24 protein-coding genes are annotated in these 20,007 nt (G+C 63.3%); 12 read left to right on the top strand and 12 right to left on the bottom strand.

Translation table 11 applies throughout. The features are described 5' to 3' along the window. Positions 1-6: 6 nt before the first annotated feature. The gene (gene trmFO, locus ACKWRH_RS23325; RefSeq protein ID WP_445215421.1) at positions 7-1,434 is read right to left on the bottom strand and encodes a methylenetetrahydrofolate--tRNA-(uracil(54)-C(5))-methyltransferase (FADH(2)-oxidizing) TrmFO; all 1,428 of its coding nucleotides are present in this window, start codon (positions 1,432-1,434) and stop codon (positions 7-9) included. A 126-nt stretch (positions 1,435-1,560) separates the two neighbouring features. Continuing rightward, positions 1,561-1,713: a DUF1127 domain-containing protein gene (locus ACKWRH_RS23320; protein ID WP_007590701.1), complete on the bottom strand. Its 153-nt coding sequence runs from the start codon at positions 1,711-1,713 to the stop codon at positions 1,561-1,563. A 693-nt stretch (positions 1,714-2,406) separates the two neighbouring features. On the opposite strand from ACKWRH_RS23320, the gene ACKWRH_RS23315 reads away from it, so the two are divergent. Further along, positions 2,407-2,670, top strand: a complete 264-nt coding sequence (locus ACKWRH_RS23315) for a hypothetical protein (protein WP_445215420.1) — start codon at positions 2,407-2,409, stop codon at positions 2,668-2,670. Positions 2,671-2,737: 67 nt separating this feature from the next. Here ACKWRH_RS23315 and ACKWRH_RS23310 read toward each other — a convergent pair whose 3' ends face one another. Continuing rightward, complete coding sequence (locus ACKWRH_RS23310; RefSeq protein WP_445215419.1) at positions 2,738-3,562, bottom strand: lytic murein transglycosylase; 825 nt, start codon at positions 3,560-3,562, stop codon at positions 2,738-2,740. Between the two features lie 135 nt (positions 3,563-3,697). Further along, the gene (locus ACKWRH_RS23305) at positions 3,698-4,606 is read right to left on the bottom strand and encodes a DUF2189 domain-containing protein (RefSeq protein ID WP_445215418.1); all 909 of its coding nucleotides are present in this window, start codon (positions 4,604-4,606) and stop codon (positions 3,698-3,700) included. A 332-nt stretch (positions 4,607-4,938) separates the two neighbouring features. Between ACKWRH_RS23305 and ACKWRH_RS23300 the strand changes: the two genes are divergently transcribed. After that, entirely contained in the window at positions 4,939-5,340 is a 402-nt protein-coding gene (locus ACKWRH_RS23300) for a DUF3597 domain-containing protein (RefSeq protein ID WP_445215417.1), read from the top strand. A 53-nt stretch (positions 5,341-5,393) separates the two neighbouring features. Here ACKWRH_RS23300 and ACKWRH_RS23295 read toward each other — a convergent pair whose 3' ends face one another. Next, a complete protein-coding gene (locus ACKWRH_RS23295; protein WP_014495087.1) occupies positions 5,394-5,663 on the bottom strand; it encodes a GNAT family N-acetyltransferase in 270 nt (89 codons plus the stop codon). A gap of 104 nt (positions 5,664-5,767) precedes the next feature. On the opposite strand from ACKWRH_RS23295, the gene ACKWRH_RS23290 reads away from it, so the two are divergent. Together ACKWRH_RS23290 and ACKWRH_RS23285 are read left to right on the top strand one after the other, a co-directional pair. Continuing rightward, positions 5,768-6,715: a tetratricopeptide repeat protein gene (locus tag ACKWRH_RS23290; RefSeq protein ID WP_445215416.1), complete on the top strand. Its 948-nt coding sequence runs from the start codon at positions 5,768-5,770 to the stop codon at positions 6,713-6,715. A gap of 165 nt (positions 6,716-6,880) precedes the next feature. Continuing rightward, positions 6,881-7,279 (top strand): SPW repeat protein, encoded by a 399-nt coding sequence (locus tag ACKWRH_RS23285; RefSeq protein ID WP_445215415.1) that lies wholly within the window; start codon positions 6,881-6,883, stop codon positions 7,277-7,279. A gap of 49 nt (positions 7,280-7,328) precedes the next feature. On the opposite strand, the gene ACKWRH_RS23280 is transcribed toward ACKWRH_RS23285, so the two are convergent. The 3 genes from ACKWRH_RS23280 to ACKWRH_RS23270 all read right to left on the bottom strand — a co-directional run bounded on the left by ACKWRH_RS23280 (position 7,329) and on the right by ACKWRH_RS23270 (position 8,586). Beyond that, positions 7,329-7,604, bottom strand: coding sequence for a GNAT family N-acetyltransferase (locus ACKWRH_RS23280; protein WP_445215414.1), 276 nt, complete (start codon positions 7,602-7,604; stop codon positions 7,329-7,331). Positions 7,605-7,615: 11 nt separating this feature from the next. Next, positions 7,616-8,131, bottom strand: coding sequence for a DUF3828 domain-containing protein (locus tag ACKWRH_RS23275; protein WP_445215413.1), 516 nt, complete (start codon positions 8,129-8,131; stop codon positions 7,616-7,618). 92 nt (positions 8,132-8,223) lie between these two features. Next, the gene (locus tag ACKWRH_RS23270) at positions 8,224-8,586 is read right to left on the bottom strand and encodes a hypothetical protein (RefSeq protein ID WP_445215412.1); all 363 of its coding nucleotides are present in this window, start codon (positions 8,584-8,586) and stop codon (positions 8,224-8,226) included. A 94-nt stretch (positions 8,587-8,680) separates the two neighbouring features. Here ACKWRH_RS23270 and ACKWRH_RS23265 point away from each other — a divergent pair, with 94 nt between their 5' ends. The 3 genes from ACKWRH_RS23265 to ACKWRH_RS23255 all read left to right on the top strand — a co-directional run bounded on the left by ACKWRH_RS23265 (position 8,681) and on the right by ACKWRH_RS23255 (position 11,761). After that, a complete protein-coding gene (locus tag ACKWRH_RS23265) occupies positions 8,681-9,178 on the top strand; it encodes a hypothetical protein (protein ID WP_445215411.1) in 498 nt (165 codons plus the stop codon). A gap of 105 nt (positions 9,179-9,283) precedes the next feature. After that, entirely contained in the window at positions 9,284-10,891 is a 1,608-nt protein-coding gene (locus tag ACKWRH_RS23260) for an acyl-CoA synthetase (RefSeq protein WP_445215410.1), read from the top strand. Positions 10,892-10,900: 9 nt separating this feature from the next. Continuing rightward, entirely contained in the window at positions 10,901-11,761 is an 861-nt protein-coding gene (locus ACKWRH_RS23255; RefSeq protein ID WP_445215409.1) for a PCC domain-containing protein, read from the top strand. 16 nt (positions 11,762-11,777) lie between these two features. Here ACKWRH_RS23255 and ACKWRH_RS23250 read toward each other — a convergent pair whose 3' ends face one another. Continuing rightward, positions 11,778-13,850 carry a DUF1217 domain-containing protein gene (locus ACKWRH_RS23250; RefSeq protein ID WP_445215408.1) on the bottom strand — a complete coding sequence of 691 codons (2,073 nt, stop codon included), beginning with the start codon at positions 13,848-13,850 and terminating at the stop codon, positions 11,778-11,780. 243 nt (positions 13,851-14,093) lie between these two features. Here ACKWRH_RS23250 and ACKWRH_RS23245 point away from each other — a divergent pair, with 243 nt between their 5' ends. The 3 genes from ACKWRH_RS23245 (at position 14,094) to ACKWRH_RS23235 (ending at position 17,350) form a co-directional block, all read left to right on the top strand. Continuing rightward, the gene (locus ACKWRH_RS23245) at positions 14,094-14,861 is read left to right on the top strand and encodes an AAA family ATPase (RefSeq protein WP_445215407.1); all 768 of its coding nucleotides are present in this window, start codon (positions 14,094-14,096) and stop codon (positions 14,859-14,861) included. Positions 14,862-15,824: 963 nt separating this feature from the next. Beyond that, the gene (locus ACKWRH_RS23240) at positions 15,825-16,394 is read left to right on the top strand and encodes an SRPBCC family protein (RefSeq protein WP_063983150.1); all 570 of its coding nucleotides are present in this window, start codon (positions 15,825-15,827) and stop codon (positions 16,392-16,394) included. Between the two features lie 2 nt (positions 16,395-16,396). After that, positions 16,397-17,350 carry a YVTN family beta-propeller repeat protein gene (locus ACKWRH_RS23235; RefSeq protein WP_445215406.1) on the top strand — a complete coding sequence of 318 codons (954 nt, stop codon included), beginning with the start codon at positions 16,397-16,399 and terminating at the stop codon, positions 17,348-17,350. A 14-nt stretch (positions 17,351-17,364) separates the two neighbouring features. Here ACKWRH_RS23235 and ACKWRH_RS23230 read toward each other — a convergent pair whose 3' ends face one another. Together ACKWRH_RS23230 and ACKWRH_RS23225 are read right to left on the bottom strand one after the other, a co-directional pair. Continuing rightward, complete coding sequence (locus ACKWRH_RS23230; RefSeq protein ID WP_445215405.1) at positions 17,365-18,285, bottom strand: nucleoside hydrolase; 921 nt, start codon at positions 18,283-18,285, stop codon at positions 17,365-17,367. A gap of 35 nt (positions 18,286-18,320) precedes the next feature. Continuing rightward, positions 18,321-18,962, bottom strand: coding sequence for an HAD-IA family hydrolase (locus ACKWRH_RS23225; protein ID WP_445215404.1), 642 nt, complete (start codon positions 18,960-18,962; stop codon positions 18,321-18,323). A gap of 101 nt (positions 18,963-19,063) precedes the next feature. Here ACKWRH_RS23225 and ACKWRH_RS23220 point away from each other — a divergent pair, with 101 nt between their 5' ends. Both ACKWRH_RS23220 and ACKWRH_RS23215 read left to right on the top strand, forming a co-directional pair. Further along, positions 19,064-19,291 (top strand): DUF433 domain-containing protein, encoded by a 228-nt coding sequence (locus tag ACKWRH_RS23220; protein WP_071913684.1) that lies wholly within the window; start codon positions 19,064-19,066, stop codon positions 19,289-19,291. 1 nt (position 19,292) lies between these two features. Continuing rightward, positions 19,293-19,628 carry a DUF5615 family PIN-like protein gene (locus ACKWRH_RS23215; protein ID WP_445215403.1) on the top strand — a complete coding sequence of 112 codons (336 nt, stop codon included), beginning with the start codon at positions 19,293-19,295 and terminating at the stop codon, positions 19,626-19,628. A gap of 6 nt (positions 19,629-19,634) precedes the next feature. On the opposite strand, the gene ACKWRH_RS23210 is transcribed toward ACKWRH_RS23215, so the two are convergent. Then, positions 19,635-19,967 carry a hypothetical protein gene (locus ACKWRH_RS23210; protein WP_445215402.1) on the bottom strand — a complete coding sequence of 111 codons (333 nt, stop codon included), beginning with the start codon at positions 19,965-19,967 and terminating at the stop codon, positions 19,635-19,637. Positions 19,968-20,007: the final 40 nt, after the last annotated feature.

Below are 20,007 nucleotides of genomic sequence, written 5' to 3'. Positions count from 1 at the left end.
GAAAACTCACGCGGCTGCCGCGATGCGCAGGTGATCGGCGATCCAGCGATCGAGATCGGCGAGCGCCAGCGCGCTCATCGCCTGTTTCTTGGCCACCGTTTTCTCGTTGCCGCGCAGGCGCGTGCCGTCGGGCTTCTTCGTTGGAGCATTCGCAAGCGGCGGGAACAGGCCGAAATTGATATTCATCGGCTGGAACGAGCGCGTGCCGGGCTCGATGGTCTCGATATGGCCGCCGGTGATGTGACCGAGCAGCGATCCCAGTGCCGTCGTAGTAGGTGGGCTCGCCAGTGCCTCGCCGCGCGCATCCGCTGCCGCATAGAGACCGGCGATCAGGCCGACGCTGGCGGATTCCACATAGCCCTCGCAGCCAGTCATCTGACCGGCAAAGCGCAGCCGCGGCTGCGCGCGCAGGCGCAGCTGGCCGTCGAGCAGCTTTGGCGAATTGAGGAAGGTGTTGCGATGCAGGCCGCCGAGGCGGGCGAATTCGGCCTTCTCCAGCCCCGGAATGCTGCGGAAGATGCGCTGCTGCTCGCCGTATTTCAGCTTCGTCTGGAATCCGACGATGTTGTAGAGCGTGCCGAGCTTGTTGTCCTGGCGCAGCTGCACGATCGCGTAGGCCTTCGTGGTGGGATCGTGCGGATTGGTGAGGCCGACCGGCTTCATCGGGCCGTGGCGCAACGTCTCGGGGCCGCGCTGCGCCATCACCTCGATCGGCAGGCAGCCGTCGAAATAGGGCGTGTTGGTCTCCCATTCCTTGAACTCGGTCTTCTCGCCCGCGATCAGCGCGGCGACGAAGCCGTCATACTGCTCCTTGGTCATCGGGCAGTTGATGTAGTCGGCGCCGGTGCCGCCGGGGCCGACCTTGTCATAGCGCGACTGGAACCAGGCCACTGACATGTCGATGGACTCGCGATGCACGATCGGCGCAATCGCGTCGAAGAAGGCGAGCGCGTTCTCGTCGGTGAGCTCGCGAATGGCGTCGGCGAGTGGCGCGGAGGTGAGGGGGCCGGTCGCAACGATGACGTTGCTCCAGTCGGCCGGCGGCAGGCCTGAAACCTCGCCGCGGGCGATCTCGATCAGGGGGTGGTCGTTGAGCGCCTTGGTGACGGCCGCCGAGAAGCCGTCGCGGTCAACCGCGAGCGCGCCGCCGGCGGGCACCTGGTTGGCGTCGGCCGCGCGCATGATCAGCGAGCCGAGCCGGCGCATTTCAGCGTGCAGCAGGCCGACGGCGTTGTTGACGGCGTCGTCCGAGCGGAACGAATTCGAGCAGACGAGCTCGGCGAGCCCATCGGTGCGGTGCGCCTCGGTCATGCGGTCCGGCCGCATCTCGTGCAGCACCACGGGCACGCCGGATTTGGCGACCTGCCAGGCGGCTTCGGAACCGGCAAGGCCGGCGCCGATCACGTGCACAATGTTGGATTGGGGTCCTGTCATGGGGCGGACAGGTAGCGCTTTTCGGCGGTCAGTGGAATCGCCGAGATGGAGTTTTCTGCCATCAGAAACGACAACGCCCGCACGAGGCGGGCGCTATCGGTTCGTCCGGTGAAGGGCTGAACGAAATCAGCCCTGATACTGACCGGCGGCAACGCGCGGGATGTCCGAGCGATCGAGGCCGATGTCGGCCAGTTCGCGATCGCTGAGCTGGGACAGCTCGGCAACATTGCGCTGATAGTCCCGGAAAGCCTGGATCATGCGGATGAGCGAGAGCAGCATTGGTAGTCTCCTGTAGTTCGATTCAGCCCTTGCCCGAGCTTCATCGTTGAAATGAATATAGGTGAGAGTGGTGCAGTGCGAAAGTTCCGATGTTGCGATGCAGCTAAGCGCGAGGTGCATAGCGGTGGTAACGGACGATTAACCCGGAAGCACTCTCGCCCAAAGGGTAGGCGAAATAGAGAATGCTTTGCCATAAATCACCGTGAATTCACGGGGTTTACTGCAACCACTCTCGTTACCGGTGAAATAGAAATAGGGAGGGTTCCAGCTGTTCTCAAGGCGATCAGTCAGCGTCTGCACCCAAGTCTAGCATGCGCGAATCGCATGATGGTGGAACTATAGATATGAATATTAGTTCATTTATATGAAAGATACCGTGCGACGGTCCAGACTATCCGACTCGCTCTGGGCTGCCGGACGAGCGGGCTAGGAGTCCGCCGAAACTCACCCTGACGCGTTTCAGACCGCAACCGCTTCTCTGGTGCGGTGCACACACGCCGAACGTGTGACATTCATTACAAGGGTGTAATGAAAATCAGAAGTTTCGCATGGTGCCTCTGCGCCGCGCGCAACATCACGCAATTCTCGCGAGGAATTTATTGCGGCAAGTTGCCGCGCCCGGAGGAAAGTCATGTCGCAGATTCCGGCAATGTCGCTGGTTCTGTCCAAGAAGAAGAGAAGGAAAGTAACATCATGACGAAGTTACTCGGGGTTATCGCAATTGCCGCCGTCGCGTTCGCTGTCGCGCCGGCCCAGGCCGCCAAGCACGCCATGGGCGGTTGCAGCTCGGCCAATCTGGAGAAGACGGAGACCGCGATCGAGAACATGGCCGACGGCGACAGCAAGTTCGTGGCGCAGAAGGAGATCGCGGCTGCGCAGGATGCGCTGCTCAACGGCAAAATGGGTGTGTGCGGCGCGCACCTGAACAAGGCGATGAACGCCACCATGGGTAAGTAAACGCACCAAGAGAGGGCCGATCGCCGGGCGATCGGCCCTACGCGTCCTCTCGGGCGCTATTTGCTATTTAAGGGGCGCGTGCGAGCTGAGTCGCGAAATGGGCGACGGTCTTGGAGTAGACTTCGCTCTTGTTCCACTGCTGCAACACCGCAAAATTCGGACTGCCCGGCTGCCAATCCTTGCCGCGCTGCCAGCCGTAGCCGGCGAGATAATTGGCGGTGGAGGCGAGCACGTCGGGTGCGTTGTGCAAGAGGTCACGCTTGCCGTTGCCGTCGAAATCGACGGCGTATTTCATCCAGGACGACGGCATGAACTGGGTCTGGCCGAGCTCGCCGGCCCATGCGCCCTTCATGTCGGCGGGGGCGAGGTCGCCGCGCTGGACGATGCGCAGCGCATCCAACAGCTCGGCACGAAACTGGTCGGAGCGGCGGCAATCATAGGCCAGCGTTGCCAGCGAGCGGATGGTGGCGAACTTGCCGGTGTTGACGCCGAAATCGGTCTCGAGACCCCAGATCGCGACCAGCACCTCGCCCGGCACGCCGTAGGTCTGTTCGATGCGGGACAGCACCGAGCCGTACTGCTTCATCATGTTGGAGCCGCGCTGCATGCGCGGCGGCACCATGCGGCCGGAGAACTCCTCGAAGGTCTGGGTGAAGACTTTTTGCGAGCGGTCCCGGTTGAGCACGCTCTGATCGAGCGTCACGCCGGCAAGCCCGGCGGCAACAGCCTGCTGCGAGACGCCCTTGGCCGTGGCGTCGGCTTTGAAGTCCGCGAGCCAGGCGTCGAAATTGCCCGAGCCGCAGGCAACAGCGGCGAGGGCTGGCTGGGCGGTTAGGATTGACGCGGAGAGGGCGAAGGCTGCGAGAGCGAGACGAGAAATCGTCGGGGTCATCAGATGAAATGGATTCCGTGAAGTGATCTGACCGGCGGGCTCAATTTCGATTGTAACCGCGGCCAAAGCAAGGCGTATGACAGCACGCGATCCCGCCCGAGCCGAGCCCGGGCAGGATCTCATGTCACGATATCGTCAGGCGTCCGTCCGATTCCGCCAGGGGAAGAGGTTGGCGGGGAAGTCGGCGGCCGGCTTGCGCGGGCGATGCGGCGGGGGAGGCACCGGACGTGCACCGGGCTCCGAGACGATCACCTTGCGGTAGAGGTGCCAGGTGGCATGGCCGAGCAGGGGGATCACCACGGCAAGGCCAAGGAACGCCGGAATCGTGCCGAGCGCCAGCAGCGCCGCCACGATCAGGCCCCAGGCCGCCATCGGCACCGGGTTCTTGGCGACGACGCGCAGCGACGTCACCATCGCCTCAAACGCGCCGGCATGGCGGTCGAGCATCAAGGGGAACGACACGGCGCTGATGCAGAGCGCGGCAAGCGCAAACAGGAAGCCGGTGCCGCAGCCGACCACGATCAGCCACCAGCCTTGCTGGGTCGTCAGCACGCGCGTCATGAAATCAGAGATCCCGGTCGCGCCCTCATAGCCGAACGCCGCGACATAGATCGCCTGAGCGGTCGCAACCCAGGTCACGAACAGAGCGAGCAGCAGGGTGCCGAGACCGAGCATGGCGCCGAACGACGGCGAGCGCAGCACCTCCATGGCATCCCAGGCGCTGGCCTCCTCATAACGTTCGCGCCGGCTGGAGAGCTCATAGAGACCGAGCGCGGCGAACGGGCCGATCAGCGCGAAGCCTGCGGCCAGCGGGAACAACAGCGGCAGCACCGAATAGCCCATCACCACGCGGGCGAGCACGAGCCCCAGTACCGGATAGATCACGCAGAGGATGATTGCGTGGCTCGGTACCGCCTTGAAATCTTCCCAGCCGCGCCGGAGCGCGTCGTGCAGATCGGACAGTTGGATGGTTCGGATCACCGGTCCAGCCGCATCCGCGGTCTGGGCCACAGTGGGGACATTGCCCGGGTAGAGTGTGGCCATGGTCGCTAGCTCCCTTGCCATGCGGCCGAGTTCGGCGCCGGCAACGGCGCAAGCGGCCGCTTTTCTGAGTTTCGCGATTCCGGCTAGACGCGAGTTCCGGACGTCACCGCGAGCTGACAGTGGAGCGTACGCCCATTTCCGAGTCCTGTCCCACACGCTTGGTTGAGATTCGATGCCGCACCGCAACCTCAACGATGTCATTCGGTCGTCATTTCGCCGCAGATAAGCTGATGCTGGTTGTCGGTTCGCAGAACTTCGCGGGCGCAACGCAGTGACTTCGTTTATAAGTGCCACTCAAGGCCCTTCCAACGGATCCTTTTCGGGGAGAAGACATGAGCATTTTCGGGAAAATCATGGGCGCGATCTTCGGCAGCCACCCAGCTTCCGCTGCACCCGCAGGCAGCCCACCGTCGGGCAGCGCGCCCGCCAGCGCCGCGCCGGGCGGATCGGCCCCTGCTGCCGCGCCCGCGTCGACAGTGGACGTTGCTTCGATCGTTGATGCGGCGGTCGCCGCCCACAAGGGCGAGAAGCTCGAGTGGCGCACTTCGATCGTCGACCTGATGAAGGCGCTCGACATCGATTCCAGCCTCGCTGCGCGCAAGGATCTCGCCAAGGAGCTCGGCTACAGCGGCGACACCAACGATTCCGCGAGCATGAACGTCTGGCTGCACAAGCAGGTGATGTCCAAGCTCGCCGCCAATGGCGGCAAGCTCCCGCCGGAGATCAAGCACTGACCGATTGTTCGGTCGTAAGCCATGGGCCCGCGATCTCGCGGGCCCTTTTGCATTCAGGCGACGAGGTCTGCCTCCTCCGGATGCCTGTCGAGATAGTCGACGACGAAACCGCAGCCGGCGATCACCTTCTTGCCGTCACGGCGGATCAAGTCCAGCGCGCCCTTGACCAGCTCGGATGCAATGCCGCGGCCGCGTAGCGCGCGCGGCGTCTCGGTATGGGTGATGATCACGGCCGACGGCGTCAGCCGGTAATTGGCGAAGGCGATTTCGTTGCCCGCATCGAGCTCGAAGCGACTCCTGTCCTTGTTGTCCCGTACCGCCATGCCAGATCCCTTCGAAGCGCTGCGTGTTCTCTGATCTAGGCGCCTGAACCGGCCCTTGCCAAGGTGCGACCAAGGGAGGTTGCCGCAGGGGAGATATCCAGAAAATGCGTGTCCCGCTCCGCCTCATGGCGCTGCTCGCGGCGCTCGCCTCGACCGCGCCGGTGCCGGCTGCGGCCGAAGGCGGTCCGGCCTGGGAGGCCTGCGTCGGGCTGGCCAGCACGCCGGGCGAGCGGGTCAAGGCCTGCTCGACCGTGATCGATACCAGGAGCGAGAGCAGGCAGAGGCTCGCCGGCGCCTATTGCAATCGCGGCCATGGGCTCACCGAGAAACGCGAGCTCGACGCCGCATTGTCCGATCTCGATGAGTCGGTCCGGCTCGATCCCGGCTATGCCTGCGCCTACAACAATCGCGGCCGCGTCTACAGCTTCAAGCGCGACTATGATCGTGCCATCGCCGAATACGACCAGGCCATCAAGCTCGATCCGTCGCTGGCGCTGGCCTACAGCAACCGCGGGGAGTCCCGTTTCAACAAGGGCGACCTCGACGGCGCCATTGCCGATTTCGACGCAGCGATCAAGCGCGATCCCAACTATGTCACCGCCTACGCCAACCGCGGCTTCGTCTACGCCCGCAAGCACGACACGGCGCACGCGCTCGCCGACTACAGCATGCGGATCAAGCTGGCACCGGATCTGATTGCCTATATCGACCGCGGCAACGTCTATCGCGACAGCGAGCAGTTCGACCGGGCCGCCGCCGACTACGGCGAGGCGATCCGCGTCGCGCCGACCGACGCACGCGGCTGGCGCAATCGCGGCATGATCCGGCTCTATCGGGGCGACAACAAGGGCGGCCTCGCCGACTACGACAAGGCGCTGCAATACGATCCCTCCGACGTGTTCTCCTGGAACAACCGCGGTCAGGCCAGGCTGCGCCTCGGCGACAGGCAGGGAGCGATTGCCGATTTCCGGAAGGCGCTGGAATTGCGTCCAGGGCTGCCATCCGCCCATGATGCACTGCAGAAGCTCGGGGCGCTAACGCGTGAGCCATAATCGGCTCGCTGTTTCAAGAAACGCTGGTCAGTCTTGCAAACGTGCGCCCGGTTCCCCAAGTGTTGTTTCAGGACATACGCCCGAATGCGGCCGGCAGGGTCGCTAGACGTTCGGAGTGTGATGATTGCCAGCCGCCGACGTATGCCTCTTTTGGAGGAGGGTACGATGTCGGACTTTAGTTTCTTCAATACTCATCGAACGTGGGAAGATTGGTGCGGGATGCTGCTCGGCGCGCTGATTGTCGCGTCGCCGTGGTTCCCCATCCAGGATCACGCGCCGGTCGTCGAACACCAGGTGATGGTCCTGAACACCGTCGCGATCGGCCTCGTCGTATTCGGCCTCAGCCAGCTCGAATATGTGGCGTTGCAGCGCTGGCAGGAGGTGGCGACGATCCTGGTCGGGCTCTGGCTCATCGTCTCGCCCTATCTGTTCGGGTATTCCGGCGAAGGTTTTCTCCGGATCTACCATACGAGTCTGGGAGCGGTGGCAGTGATCCTCGGCGTGCTCCAGCTGTGGCAGGACTGGGATCTGAGTGACCAGGATTTGCTGAAGCATGGGCAATAGGCGGTAGATTTGAGCAAGCCCGCCGCGCACTCGGTGGGCCTGCGCTCGCTTAACTCTTCACCAAATCCGCATACTCCGGATGTTTCTCGATCCATGCCTTCACGAACGGACATTGCGGGATCAGTTTCAAGCCGGCCGCGCGGATCTGGTCGAGCGCGCCTTGCACCAGCTTCGAGCCGACGCCCTTGCCGCCGAGCTCCTTCGGCACGTCGGTATGCTCGAAGGTGATGACGTTGCCGTCGAGCTTGTAGTGTTCGGTCGCGAGATGGCTCTCCACCTCCAGCTCGAAGCGATGATCGGCCTTGTTATCGATGACGTCGCTCATGGTGTCTCCCGTCAGGTCTTCAACGAGTCCGTCAGCATCTTGCGGATCGACCAGGCCTCGCCGTCGGACGAGCCCTTGATGTCGTCGATCCGCCAGCTATTGGCCTCGCGCACGAAGTCATAACGCACGATCAGGTCGGCGGGGTTGCGGTCGTTGCGGTGGCCGGTGATGGTCACCGCGATCGTCGCCTTGTCGGCCTCCATCTTCTCAGCGTCAATCTTGAAGGATTTCACGTCCGGTTCCTGCGAGTTGGTGACGGGATCGAAATCGACCGGCCCGACATCGCCCTTCGGCGTATGCGTATCCGCCTTGGCCCACAGCGCGACCAGCGCCCTCGAGAGATATTTTGTTTTGGCCGCCTTGTTCTCGATGACGAAGGCGCCGCCGCCATCGCCTTTGCCCTTGGCTGCGCGCGTGTAGATGGCGGTCAGGATCGCGACGGGGTCGCTGGAGACAGGCATCACGGCGAATGCAGGGGAGGCGGTGGCAAGCAGAGAGGCGGCGACGAAGGTCCGACGGGTGAGCATGAAATGTCCCTGAGATAATGACGTGCGACCGCAGGGCCGGAGCGGCCGGCGTCAGCGCGCATCTCTGTGGACCGACGAAGCGGCCGCTCGGTTCAATCGGTCGCTTTGGCGAGCCTGGAATCTTCAGATTGCGGCTGCGGGCGGAGGCAACCCTGGCAGATGACGAGGGAGCGGGTAACCCTGGCGTCCTGCTCGGCCTCGATGCCGTCCTGGGCCTGCCACCATTCCTTCGAATAGGGCTGAAGTCCGGCTTGCGACCTGCTGCGCTCGGAGCCGGCGTCGGCGCGGGTGGTACGCGGAGCCCCGGAACGTGGCTGGTTGGGATCCTGGCCGGCGCCGTCCCAGGCATAGCGCGCAGGCTTGAAGGCGGGGTCGGCGGAGAGGTGCGCCTGGGGCGCCACGGCACATCCGGCGAGCGCCAGCGACAACAGGAGGAAGGCGGGCGCTTTGACCATGATGCGGCACTCTGTACGCGAGAACTGGCTGAGGTTGCGCCGATCATGTTTAAAATTCCCTGAACAGTCGCGGCTGCGCCGGCGACAAACGCGAATGCGATATCTGATCCTCCTGCTCACACTGCTCGCCGGCGCTGCGCGCGCCGATGATGCAAAACCATTCAATCCGGCCGACTATCCGCCCGCCGTGCAGAAGGCGTTGCGCTACGCCAATGAGGAATGCGACAGCCAGGATGGTGGCCTGGTGGCTTTCGCCCCGGACACCGTGCGCAAGATCGACCTGAGCGGGGACGGCCGTGAGGATTACATCGTCGATTTCCGCGACACCAAATGCGGGGAGCGCGAGACGACCTATTGCGGAACCGGCGGCTGCGTCATGAACGTCCTGGTGACTCTGCCCGATGGCAGCGTGCGCCCCGTGTTCGACGGCTATGTCCGCAGCTACAAGATTTTACCGCCGCCGATGAAGCGTGGCGCGGCGCGCACCATTCGCTTCGATCTGCACGGCAGCTATTGCGGCGGTTTCGGTGCGCAGGCCTGCTGGAAGGAGAAGGCCATCACGGTGACGCCGTTTGCGTTCAAGCAGCCGTAGGGCAGATGCGCGGCCGGCGGCCTTGCTACGCCGCGTTCGATGGCGATAAATGGGCTGCAAGGAGCGGGCGGCTCGTGCGCCGTCCGCCGTCGAAGAGGAAGCCCGATGCAGCCCATGCGCATGTCCCGCCGCGTCATGAATCTCGCTCACATGCTGACCCAGAATGCGCGGCGGCATGGGTCGCGCCCCGGCTTCGTCTGGGGTGACAAATCCTGGACCTGGCGCGAGATCGATGCGCAGGTCTCGGCGCTGGCCGCCGCACTCGCCGCGCGCGGCATCGCCAAGGGCGACCGCATCCTCGTCCATTCCAAGAACGGCGACGAGATGTTCTTCTCGATGTTCGCGGCGTTCCGGCTTGGTGCGGTCTGGGTGCCCACCAATTTCCGCCTGATGCCTGATGAGGTCACCTATCTCGCGCAGGCCTCCGGCGCGAAGGCATTCCTGTGCCACGTCGATTTTCCCGAGCACGCTGCAGCCGTGAAGGGCGGTGCGCTGGAGTTCACCTGGAGCGTCGACGGCAAGGGCTCGTTCGGCGAGCGGTCGGTGGCGGAAGCCATCGCCTCGCAGGCCGGTGCAAGCGTTGCGAACGTTGCCGTCGAGCACGACGATCCCTGCTGGTTCTTCTTCACCTCCGGCACCACCGGCCGCTCCAAGGCCGCGGTGCTGACCCACGGCCAGATGGGTTTTGTCGTCACCAACCATCTCGCCGATCTCACACCCGGCGTCACGGAAGCGGACGCGTCGCTGGTGGTGGCGCCGCTGTCGCATGGCGCCGGCGTGCATCAGCTGGTGCAGACCGCCCGCGGCGTGTGCACCGTCCTGCTGCCGACGGAGAAATTCGACATCAACGACGCGTTCCGCTTGATCGAGGCGCATCGGGTCAGCAATCTCTTCACGGTGCCGACGATCCTGAAGATGATGGTCGAGCATCCCGCCGCCGACAAATATGATCATTCCTTGCTGCGTCACGTGATCTATGCCGGCGCGCCGATGTACCGCGAGGACCAGAAGGCCGCGCTGAAAAAGCTCGGCAAGGTCATCGTGCAGTATTTTGGCCTCGGCGAGGTCACCGGCAACATCACCGTGCTGCCGGCGGCGCTGCATGATCCCGAGGACGGGCCCTACGCGAAGATCGGCACCTGCGGCTTCGAGCGCACGGCCATGCAGGTCTCGATCCAGGACGACGAGGGCCGCGAGCTGGCCGCCAACCAGAGCGGCGAGATCTGCGTGATCGGGCCTGCCGTGCTCGCCGGCTACTACGACAACCCCGAGGCCAATGCGAAGGCGTTCCGCAACGGCTGGTTCCGCACCGGCGACCTCGGCCACATGGACGAGGAGGGGTTCGTCTACATCACGGGACGCGCCTCCGACATGTACATCTCCGGGGGGTCCAACATCTATCCGCGCGAGATCGAGGAGAAGATCTTGACGCATCCCGCGGTCGGCGAGGTCGCCGTGCTCGGCGTGCCCGATGCGACCTGGGGCGAGGTCGGCGTTGCCGTCTGCGTCGCGCGCGAAGGCGAGAAGCCGGTGAGCGAAGCGGAGATGGCGGCGTTCCTCCTGCCGAAGGTGCCGCGCTACAAGATGCCGAAGCGGTTCTTCTTTTGGGAAGCCTTGCCGAAGTCCGGCTACGGCAAGATCCCGAAGCGCATGGTGCGCGACGAGCTCGAGGCGCGCGGGCTGCTCGATCTCGACAACAAGCAGGCGGGCTGAGCATACGCGATGCGAAGTATCAAGCAGCCGGGCTCGCCTGTCGCCGAACGCATCCAATGGGTCGAGGCGAGCGGACGCGCGTTCTCGTTTAGGCTCGAAGCAGGTCTGCCGCTCCTCGAAGCCGCGCGGCGTGGTTTTGCGGCGGAGGGGTTTGCCAGTGGCGTGCTGAATTTTGGCAGCGCTGCGCTCGGACCATTCGCATATGTGATGCCGGCGCTGTCGAAGACAGGTGAGAACGCAGCGTTCTACAGTGACACTTTTCGTCCCAGCGGCGTGACGCGGACGAAACTCGGCAGCATGACGCTCGGTATGCGCGACGGCGCCCCGTTCTTTCATTGCCACGGGCTCTGGACGGAGGCGGACGGCAAGGCAGGCGGCGGCCACATGCTGCCGGACGAGACGGTTGTCGCCGAGCCATTCGAGGTCGAAGCGTTCGGCATCGACCGTGCGATGTTCACCGCGGAGCCCGATCCCGAGACCAATTTCAAGCTGTTCGGGCCGGTGCCCGCTGCGAGCACCGGCGCGCGTACGACAAGCCGCGCCTTCGCGCTGCGGCTGCGGCCCAACCAGGATTTTGCCAGCTGCCTCGAAGCGTTCTGCCGCGCTAACGGCATCGCAGGCGCGAAGATTCATGGCGGCGTTGGCTCGACCATCGGCGCGCGCTTCACCCATGGCGGGGTGACCGAGCCGTTCGCGACCGAGCTCGCCGTGACAGCGGGGACGATCGTACTGGGCAGTTCGGGCGCACCGGAGGCGGCGCTCGACATTGCCCTGATCGACTACACTGGCGGCATCGCCGAAGGCCGGTTGGTCCGCGGCGACAATCCCGTGCTGATGACCATGGAGCTGCTGCTCGAGGTGTTGGGCTAGTATCGGCGAGCGATCATCAGTGAGCACGTAGCTTGGCGATGGCCAAGAACGTGGATTCACTTATCCCTGATACGCCTGAGCCCGATCCTTGAAAGAGGTTGAGCAAGGGAGATTGACCCTGGTCGATGCTCTGGCTGTTTCTAACGTCATACATGGCGGAGAACCGGCTCAACAGTTTTTCAACCTTCGCCGGATCGGAAAGATCCTTGATCTTCATGAATTTGTCCACGACCTTGGCTTGCTGATCGATCTGCATCGAGGCCATCGAGTCAGGCAAATCGAAGGTGGTCCTGAACACCTCCGAAAGAGCCTTGTCGGCAAGGATGTCGTATGCGGAAGTGATTTCTCCCGCCTTTCGCTGGAAATAGAGCGCAAGGCGTACGCCGGGATTCGTATCCCCCTGCTGCTGCTCCAGACTTTGCTGGAGATAGTTCGCCTGTGTTTCCCGGAATTGATCTCTCTTCTGAGGACCCATCATCGGGAGACGCGCGACGTTACCCTTGCTGTCGAAGTTGAACGACGCCACGATTTCGGCAAAGCGAGGATCGCTCTGCGTGTTCGCGAAGCTCTTTGGGTTGTTCAGGTCGGAGCCGAAGATCTTCTTGAAAAAATCGGTGCTGACCTTCTTAGGGTCCAAACCCTTGGCCACGAGAATGAAATCGACCATCGGCCTGTTTGCGAGAAGGTCGGAAACGCTGTCGATGCCTGCGATTGCCTCTTGATAAGCCGTCGCATCTTTCGTGGCTTGTGCCCGGACGGCCGTCTGCTGCTGAGGGCTTGCCTGTTTCAGCGCTGCAATGACGTAGTTCCTCGCAATCTCGACGACTTCAGCCGAGTCCTGAGCCACCAAGGGGGTCGTCAGATTGCCTTTCGCATCGAAGTTGAAAGCGTGTGCGAGCTGTACGTACCGCTTGTCCTTGAGGGTATAGACGAAGCTCTTGGGGTCACTGAGGTCGCTTTCGAGGACAGCCTTGATCGTGGCCTGCGAGACCCCCTTGGGATCGAGGCCGACGGCGCCCAGCGCAAAATCATACACGGCTGGTGTTGATACGAACGCCTGGACTGAATTGATCTTGAGGATCGCCGTTCTGAATTGCCTGACTGCAAAGGCCTCGTTAAGCGGGCTTGCCGCCGAATAGACGTCGGCCTTGCTGTCGTCGAACCGCTGTTTTGTGATCGTGACGTTTGCAGCAGTCTGGGCGGACACGCCTGACGGAAGCGACCCGTCGGACGAAAACTCGAACGCGCCGGCCAGGTCTACGAACCCGCCAATCGTCGTGATCTGGTCGCCGAGGCTGGAAATGCTTTTCGTATATGACTCCAGGTGACTTTTTTCGACCAGGATCTGGATGTTCAACTGGTTCACGTCGGCGCCCGGTTGCGATAGTTGGGCCTTGTAATCGGTTATCTTTAGATCAGCGGCGCTGGCATCCGATTTGGCTTGAGCAAGCTGGGCGTTGAGGCCAGTCAACTGAGAAGCGAAGGTGGTGTTGACGTAGCTGTTTGGATCGGACGGATCGCTGCGCAAGACCTGACTTATCGTGTCAGCTGGCCACTTGCTTTGATCGATCCCGTATGCCGAATAGACATAGTTGCGAAGACGGTCGTTGTTCAGGAGTTGGTCTGCACTGCTGATGTTGCCGATTTCGGCGCTGTAGTATTTCGAGTCGTCGGCAAGTGCATCGACCTGGCTCTTCTTGGTCGCCGTGTACAGATCGATCATCTCATCGATTTGGTGATCTGATTGCGCAACTGGCGTCGCACTGCCATTGAAGGAGAATGCCGCGGCAAATTCCTGGTAACGCTTGTCGACCAGCTTGTTGACGAAACTCTTTGAGTCGGAGAGGTCGCTCTCCAGCACTTTTTTCATGAAGGCCTTGGCGTAGGCCATGTCTTCCAGGCCATACGCCTTCATCGCGTAATGATACAGGCGATAGTCCTTCATAAAATCGTCGACGGTCTTCACCTTGCCGATGTTGGCTTTGTAGTAAGCCTCCTCGCGCGCGACATCCGTTTGCTGTTCGACCCGCGCCAGGGACTGCTTGAGATTGCGCGTGATGTAGCTGTAACTGAAATACGTCGATACCATCGCACACTCCTCGCGGCTTTACGGTCCCGGACGTCCGTCAATCATTGCCGGGGTCGCGAGGTGGGAGCCGGCCTCATGCCGGCAACTGTCTCGTAGCTACGTTTTCTTAATTCGCACCCGGGTGGCGGATGGCGGGTTTGTTTCAATTTGTTTCCAGTTGTTTCTCAGATGCAGCTTTCGTGAGGATTGTGTTCCTGATATGTTCTTGTCAAAAGATGGGTCGGAACGGGTTGGAAGCCGGGCATGAGCCGAAGAAGCAATCGCACGATCAACCTGCCGGCGCCGTATCTGAAGCGGGTCTGGCTCGATCCGTCGCAAGTTCACGATCGCGGGGCTTATCCGTTTTGCCTGCCCATTTTTCCGGATGATTTCGAGCTCAGCTTCGACGCCGCCATCACGATCATCGTCGGAGAGAATGGCACCGGGAAGTCGACGATCCTCGAGGGTATCGCAGCGCTTGCCGGCTACGACGATGCGGGTGGAGGCAAGGGCTACATGCCCGTCGACCATTCCGAAGCGCGGGAGAAGATGGGCGGCCAGCTTTCCAGGGCCTTGCGCGCAAGCTGGCTGCCGAAGATCACCAATGGCTGGTTTTTTCGCGCCGAGAGTTTTTTCTCGGTCGCGCGATATCTCGACAAGGCCGCACGTGATGCCGGCCAGGCCGGCCCCGACTTCCTGTCGCATTCCCATGGCGAAGGTTTTCTGCGCTTCTTCGAAGAGCGCTGCCAGCGCCAGGGCATCTTCATCTTCGACGAGCCGGAATCGGCGCTGTCGCCGGCGCGTCAGATCGAATTCCTGAAGCTCTTGCGACGCATGGACGAGTCCCGCATCTGCCAGGTCATCATGGCAACCCATGCGCCTCTGCTGATGGCCTATCCAAACGCGAGACTGTTGCGGTTGGGCAAATACGGCCTGGAGCCGACGACGGTGGAGCAGACCGATCATTACCGGGTGATGCGCGAATTCTGTGACGATCCGCGCGGGTTCGTGGAGGCGACACTGGCGGAGTAGGCGAGGACGCTACCGGCACCCGCTCTCTCCGTCGTCATTGCGAGCGCAGCGAAGCAATCCAGAATAGTTCCGCGGCAGCAGCCTGGATTGCTTCGCTGCGCTCGCAATGACGGGGTGGAGGCAGTAGCGCACCAACTCGCCTTAGCAATCGCTGCAGCATGGGCCCCGGCTCTGCAGCGCACCGCCGAAGGGGCGCTGCGCTGCGTCCGAGGCACGAGAGCTGAATTCATCTCGCATCCTATCCAGATCGCACCCACGGTTTCGCATCCTCGCGGCAAGATCTGCCCGAGCTCTGCTGCATTCACCGCCCCCAAAAGTACCGAGGGCGCAGGGAAGGCCGGGTGCCGGCTGGCACCCGCGGTCCACTGTGCGGAAATTGCGCTACGAAGTTTCCACAGCGGCATACAGGTGAAGCCAAACATCCGGCCTTCCCTGCGCAGTGGTTTTACGGCTTATGCCGAGCTCTCCCCGGGGAGCGATGCACTATTGCCCCCGTCGCCTTGCGGATGGCTGATGCGCGCGGCCCGGTCGGGCCGCCACATCACCGCAAGACTTGGCGCACAGGCTCCGGGCGCCGGGACGGCACGGTTTTACCGCACACAGGCTGCACCGGTCGTGCGCGCGCGGCGTTCGCTCACGGTTGCCCGCCCTGCAAACCACCTTTCGCGCCGACGCTGCCTGCGTCCACCACGTCCCATCCCGCGTGTCGTGACGATCGCGATAACGCCCCTCGGCCCGGGGCGGGATGGCTCGCTATATGATAATCCGAAATTACTTCTGCGCGGTGCGGTTGACCCTCCCATTGGGTGTCTTGCCCGCCGGGCGGCGCAACGGGTTGTGGGACGCGCGAGCGCGCGCCGCAACGCCGCCATGAACAGGTCTCCCCTCGGCCGCAAAATGCGTTACCATGATCCCAGCGCGCCTCAAGTCGCGCACGATCCACGAGACGCATGAGGAAACGAGATGAGGGTGACGATTGGACGGCGCATGGTCATGGGCGCGGTGCTGACTGCCGCGGGCGCGGTGGCTTTGACGGCGGCGTTTGGCCCGGCCTGGGCACATGGGCCGACCCGGCAGAAGGTGCGCGAATCCATCGAGATCAACGCGCCGCCGGCCAAGGTATGGGCCGCGATCGGCAATTTCCAGGACATGAGCTGGCTGCCGCCTGTTACCAAGACCGAGGGCGAGAAGGGCAATGAGATCGAAGCGACGCGGCGGCTGACCCTGACGGGAGGCGCCACCGTCGATGAGGAGCTCTACAAGTTCGACGCTGCCGCGATGACCTATTCCTACCGGATCACCAAGGTGGACGTGAAGGTGCTGCCGGTCACCAATTATTCCTCGACGCTGACGGTGACGCCGAGCGCCGACGGCAAGGGCGCGACGCTGGAATGGGCGGGCGCGTTCTACCGCGGCTTCCCCAACAACGATCCGCCGCCGGAGCTGAGTGACGAGGCCGCGGTGAAAGCGGTGAAGGGGCTTTATCAGGCTGGGCTCGAAGCGCTGAAGAAGAAGATCGAGAGCGGAAGCTGACGGTGCGGTCGCGGGTCCTGGCGGCAGTCGCCGCCAGCCTTTGCGCTGCCAGCATTGGCAGCGCGTCCGCCGAAGAGGCATTCGTCACCAACCAGCTCAGTGACGATCTGATGGTCGTGGACCTCGCGACATCGCGCAGCGTTGCCACCATTCCGATCAGCGGCAAGCCGGCCGGCGTGGCCGTCAGCGCGGATGGACGCTTTGCCTATGTCACAAGCCCCGACGCCAAGGCGGTGACCGTGGTCGACGCGGCAACGCGGCAGGTCTCAGGGCGGATCGAGGTCGGCGGCGGGCCGCTCGGCATTGCCGTGACGCCCGATGGCAAGACGCTCTACGTCGCGGACTGGTATGCGGCCGCGGTGCGGGTGATCGATACGGCCTCGCGCAGCGTCACGGCCAGCATCGCGGTCGGCGCCTCGCCGTCAGGCCTAGCGGTGACGCCCGACGGCAGGCTGCTGCTCTCAGCAGACCGCGACGACGACAGCGTCTCGGTGGTGGATATCGCGACGCGTGAGCGCAGGGCGACCATCAAGGTCGGCACCCGTCCGTTCGGCGTCACCATCGATGCCGAGGGAAAACGCGCCTACACCGCTAATGTCGGCTCCAACGACGTCTCGGTGATCGACATCGCCGCGAGCCAAGAGATCGGCCGCGTGCCTGTCGGGATGCGTCCCTATGCCGTGGCGCTGACGCAAGGGCGCGGCTTCGTCACCGACCAATATGGCGGCACCGTCAGCGTGTTCGATCTGGCGACGCTGAAGCCGGTCAAACGGATCAATGTCGGCGACTATCCCGAAGGCATCAATGCGACCGCCGACGGCAAGCGCGTCATCGTCGCCTGCTGGGAGAGCAACACATTAAGCATCATCGATGCCACCGAGTTGAAGGTGATCGGCGAGGTCAAGACCGGCGACGGGCCCCGCGCGTTCGGGGCGTTTTTGCGCAGGACGGAGTAGGGGGCGCGTCGCGTCTATTTCGATCCGGCAAATGCCTTCAACTTCAGGAAAAAGTCCTTCAGGATCGGGTTGCGATCCACATAGGTCACGTATCGGATCGGATGCCGCCGTCGGTCGACGCTCCACGTGATCTGATCCGTGAGAACCGGGGCCGGGATGATCACGCTTGGCGCCCAATCGGGATTGAGAAGCCAGCCGACCGGCGCCATGTCCCAGATCTCCTTGGCCCAGCCCAGATGGTCGGACGAATAGTCCTTGAAGCGCATGGCGAGGAACGCGCCGATGCTGCCATGCGGTTCGACGTAGCGCTCGATCTCCGGCACCGTGCTGTGAAGGTGCGAGGTGACGCCCTTGCATGGCACGAGCACGAGCGGCACGCCGCTGTCGAGCAGCACCTGCGCGCCGCCGACGTCCTGCTTGAGATTGAACTCGATCGTGTGCGGCCATTCCAGCGCGTGACCGCCAAGCCAGACCACCACCACGCGGTCGATGATGTCGGGCGCCTTGAGCAGCGCCGAGGCGACATTGCTGATGGCGCCGATGGCAATGACGTAGAGCGGATTGTCAGGGGAGCCTGCGCGCGCCCGGGCCACGAGGTCGTCGACGGCAGGCGCCGCCTGCGCCGTCTTGCCGGGGCCGACATAGTCGGTGACGCCGCGATGGACGAGGCCGTCCGGCGCGACTTTGAGGCGCTCCAGCAGGCGAAGGATTTCCTGGTAGCTCAGCTCCATGCCGTGGCCGGGACTGTCGGCGCGTGTGTTGAAGAACGGCGCGGCGTAGATCGCCTCGACGTCGAACCGGTCCTTCGACAGCAGCAGCTGCACCAGCGCGAACTGATCGTCGATCTCGTTGTAGGTGTCGGTGTCGAGCACTACGCGCACCTTGCCGACCGGCGGCTCCAGGAGTTTGAGGCGGGCTGCGTCCGAGAGTGTCATCACCGTCTCCTTGGGCCGGGCGTGCCGATTGCGGATCAGGCCTTGAGCGAAATCGGGCAGACCACGTCTGCGATCTCATCCATCTGCGCGAACATGTGATCGGGCGCAAGCGCCTGCAGCGCCGCCGGCGCGGCGTAACCCCAACTCACCGCGCCGCAGGCAATCCCCACCGCGCGCGCCGCCTCGATATCGCGGACCTCGTCGCCGATCGCGATCACGCGGCCTGGCTCCACGCCCGCGCGCCGGATCACGCGGCGGAATTTCGCGGGCTTGCCGAACAGCGAGGCCGCGCAGTCGAAATGTGCAAACAGCGCGGCGGACTCGCCGAGCTTCTCGCGCGCATTGGCCTCGCTGTCCGAGGTCACCAGCGCGAGCTGCACGCCGTTCCCGGCCAGCGTCCGCAGCATCGTCTCAACGCCCGCAAACAGCGGAATCTCCGCCGCCGCCTCCGCCTTCAGCCGCCGCGCATGCCGCGCGATCGCCGGCAGCTTCCACAAGGGCACCTCGAGCCGGGCGAGGATCTCGCGCGACGAGGCATGCCGCAGCGCTTCGATTTCGTCATCCGCGACGCGACGAAAATTGAAGCGGTCGGCGACATCGTTGATGGTGCGCAGGAACCACGGAAAGCTGTCGGCCAGCGTGCCGTCGAGATCGAAGATGGCGAGGGAGTAGGGCATTGGAGGAGGGGAAGTGCCGGGCGGACCTTGCGCATCCTGTCCGCTGGCGATGCGCTGACAGATGCTATCGGAGATGCTATATTAGCGTCCAGAGGTGACAGATGTCGGAGCTACTGGCAAGAATTACCGTCGATCCGCAGCGTATGCATGGACGCCCGTGCATTCGCGATCTGCGGATCACGGTTGCCGACGTCCTGGGATTGCTGTCCGCAGGACAGTCGCGGGAAAGCATCCTCGAAGACTATCCATATTTGGAAGAGGCCGACATCGACGCGGTGCTCGCCTATGCTGCCCGTCAGGTCGATCATCCGATCATAGCGGTCAAGTAGTTTGCTTTACCTGATCGACGCTCAGCTTCCCCCTGCACTTGCAGAAGCCTTACGTAGTGCTGGATACGATGCGGTTCACGTGGTCGAGCTCGGGATGGCAAACGCGACCGACGGGGCGATCTGGAACGAAGCCGTTTCTCGATCGGCTGTTCTCGTAACCAAGGACCGTGACTTCTCGCTTCTCCGCGCTGCCAAGAAACAGGGACCGATCGTGCTGTGGGTGCGTGTTGGCAATATCGACAATCGCGCGCTGACCCGCCAGTTCTTGGACGCCATGCCGCAAATTGTCGAAGCCGTCGCGCGAGGCGAGGCGGTTATAGAATTTGTTGGCAGCTAGCAGGGTTCACCGCGACCTGCGCACGTGCACATTGATGTCGAGATCGATGTTGCTGACGCAGGTCTGGGTAGTCCGGTGAGAGCCGCCCTCGTGCCAGGGGCCATCGCGCGTGCGGGCGTTGGTGATATTGGCGAGCTTCAGGCATCGCCATTGCGGCAGCGGTCCGCTGCTCTCGCCGCCAAATTGCCAGGCGAGCACGGCTTCCTCGCCCATCTTGTTGGTGCCAATGATGTGGGGGCAGAGCTCGCGATAGCGCCCCTCGTAGATGCAGGTTACCTGCTGCTCGGCGAGGATTGCCTTGCGGAGGAGCATGTAGGTGCGGCTGGGCATCGCGGACACTTGCAGACTTTCCCCGATGATCCCGCGGACGAGGCGGAGT

Source organism: Bradyrhizobium sp. Pa8, from assembly GCF_052588265.1.
This window is presented reverse-complemented; position numbering and strand designations above follow the sequence as displayed.

Excerpts from the sequence above, each read along its gene's own strand:
- ACKWRH_RS23260 (WP_445215410.1), top strand. The coding sequence starts at position 9,284 with ATGCAGCCCATGCGCATGTCCCGCCGCGTCATGAATCTCGCTCACATG.
- ACKWRH_RS23225 (WP_445215404.1), bottom strand. The coding sequence starts at position 18,962 with ATGCCCTACTCCCTCGCCATCTTCGATCTCGACGGCACGCTGGCCGAC.
- ACKWRH_RS23295 (WP_014495087.1), bottom strand. The coding sequence starts at position 5,663 with ATGGCGGTACGGGACAACAAGGACAGGAGTCGCTTCGAGCTCGATGCG.
- ACKWRH_RS23275 (WP_445215413.1), bottom strand. The coding sequence starts at position 8,131 with ATGCTCACCCGTCGGACCTTCGTCGCCGCCTCTCTGCTTGCCACCGCC.
- ACKWRH_RS23315 (WP_445215420.1), top strand. The coding sequence starts at position 2,407 with ATGACGAAGTTACTCGGGGTTATCGCAATTGCCGCCGTCGCGTTCGCT.
- ACKWRH_RS23220 (WP_071913684.1), top strand. The coding sequence starts at position 19,064 with ATGTCGGAGCTACTGGCAAGAATTACCGTCGATCCGCAGCGTATGCAT.
- ACKWRH_RS23245 (WP_445215407.1), top strand. The coding sequence starts at position 14,094 with ATGAGCCGAAGAAGCAATCGCACGATCAACCTGCCGGCGCCGTATCTG.
- ACKWRH_RS23240 (WP_063983150.1), top strand. The coding sequence starts at position 15,825 with ATGAGGGTGACGATTGGACGGCGCATGGTCATGGGCGCGGTGCTGACT.
- ACKWRH_RS23280 (WP_445215414.1), bottom strand. The coding sequence starts at position 7,604 with ATGAGCGACGTCATCGATAACAAGGCCGATCATCGCTTCGAGCTGGAG.
- ACKWRH_RS23250 (WP_445215408.1), bottom strand. The coding sequence starts at position 13,850 with ATGGTATCGACGTATTTCAGTTACAGCTACATCACGCGCAATCTCAAG.
- ACKWRH_RS23320 (WP_007590701.1), bottom strand. The coding sequence starts at position 1,713 with ATGCTGCTCTCGCTCATCCGCATGATCCAGGCTTTCCGGGACTATCAG.
- ACKWRH_RS23255 (WP_445215409.1), top strand. The coding sequence starts at position 10,901 with ATGCGAAGTATCAAGCAGCCGGGCTCGCCTGTCGCCGAACGCATCCAA.
- trmFO (WP_445215421.1), bottom strand. The coding sequence starts at position 1,434 with ATGACAGGACCCCAATCCAACATTGTGCACGTGATCGGCGCCGGCCTT.
- ACKWRH_RS23270 (WP_445215412.1), bottom strand. The coding sequence starts at position 8,586 with ATGGTCAAAGCGCCCGCCTTCCTCCTGTTGTCGCTGGCGCTCGCCGGA.
- ACKWRH_RS23285 (WP_445215415.1), top strand. The coding sequence starts at position 6,881 with ATGTCGGACTTTAGTTTCTTCAATACTCATCGAACGTGGGAAGATTGG.
- ACKWRH_RS23300 (WP_445215417.1), top strand. The coding sequence starts at position 4,939 with ATGAGCATTTTCGGGAAAATCATGGGCGCGATCTTCGGCAGCCACCCA.
- ACKWRH_RS23265 (WP_445215411.1), top strand. The coding sequence starts at position 8,681 with ATGCGATATCTGATCCTCCTGCTCACACTGCTCGCCGGCGCTGCGCGC.
- ACKWRH_RS23310 (WP_445215419.1), bottom strand. The coding sequence starts at position 3,562 with ATGACCCCGACGATTTCTCGTCTCGCTCTCGCAGCCTTCGCCCTCTCC.
- ACKWRH_RS23290 (WP_445215416.1), top strand. The coding sequence starts at position 5,768 with ATGCGTGTCCCGCTCCGCCTCATGGCGCTGCTCGCGGCGCTCGCCTCG.
- ACKWRH_RS23230 (WP_445215405.1), bottom strand. The coding sequence starts at position 18,285 with ATGACACTCTCGGACGCAGCCCGCCTCAAACTCCTGGAGCCGCCGGTC.
- ACKWRH_RS23305 (WP_445215418.1), bottom strand. The coding sequence starts at position 4,606 with ATGGCCACACTCTACCCGGGCAATGTCCCCACTGTGGCCCAGACCGCG.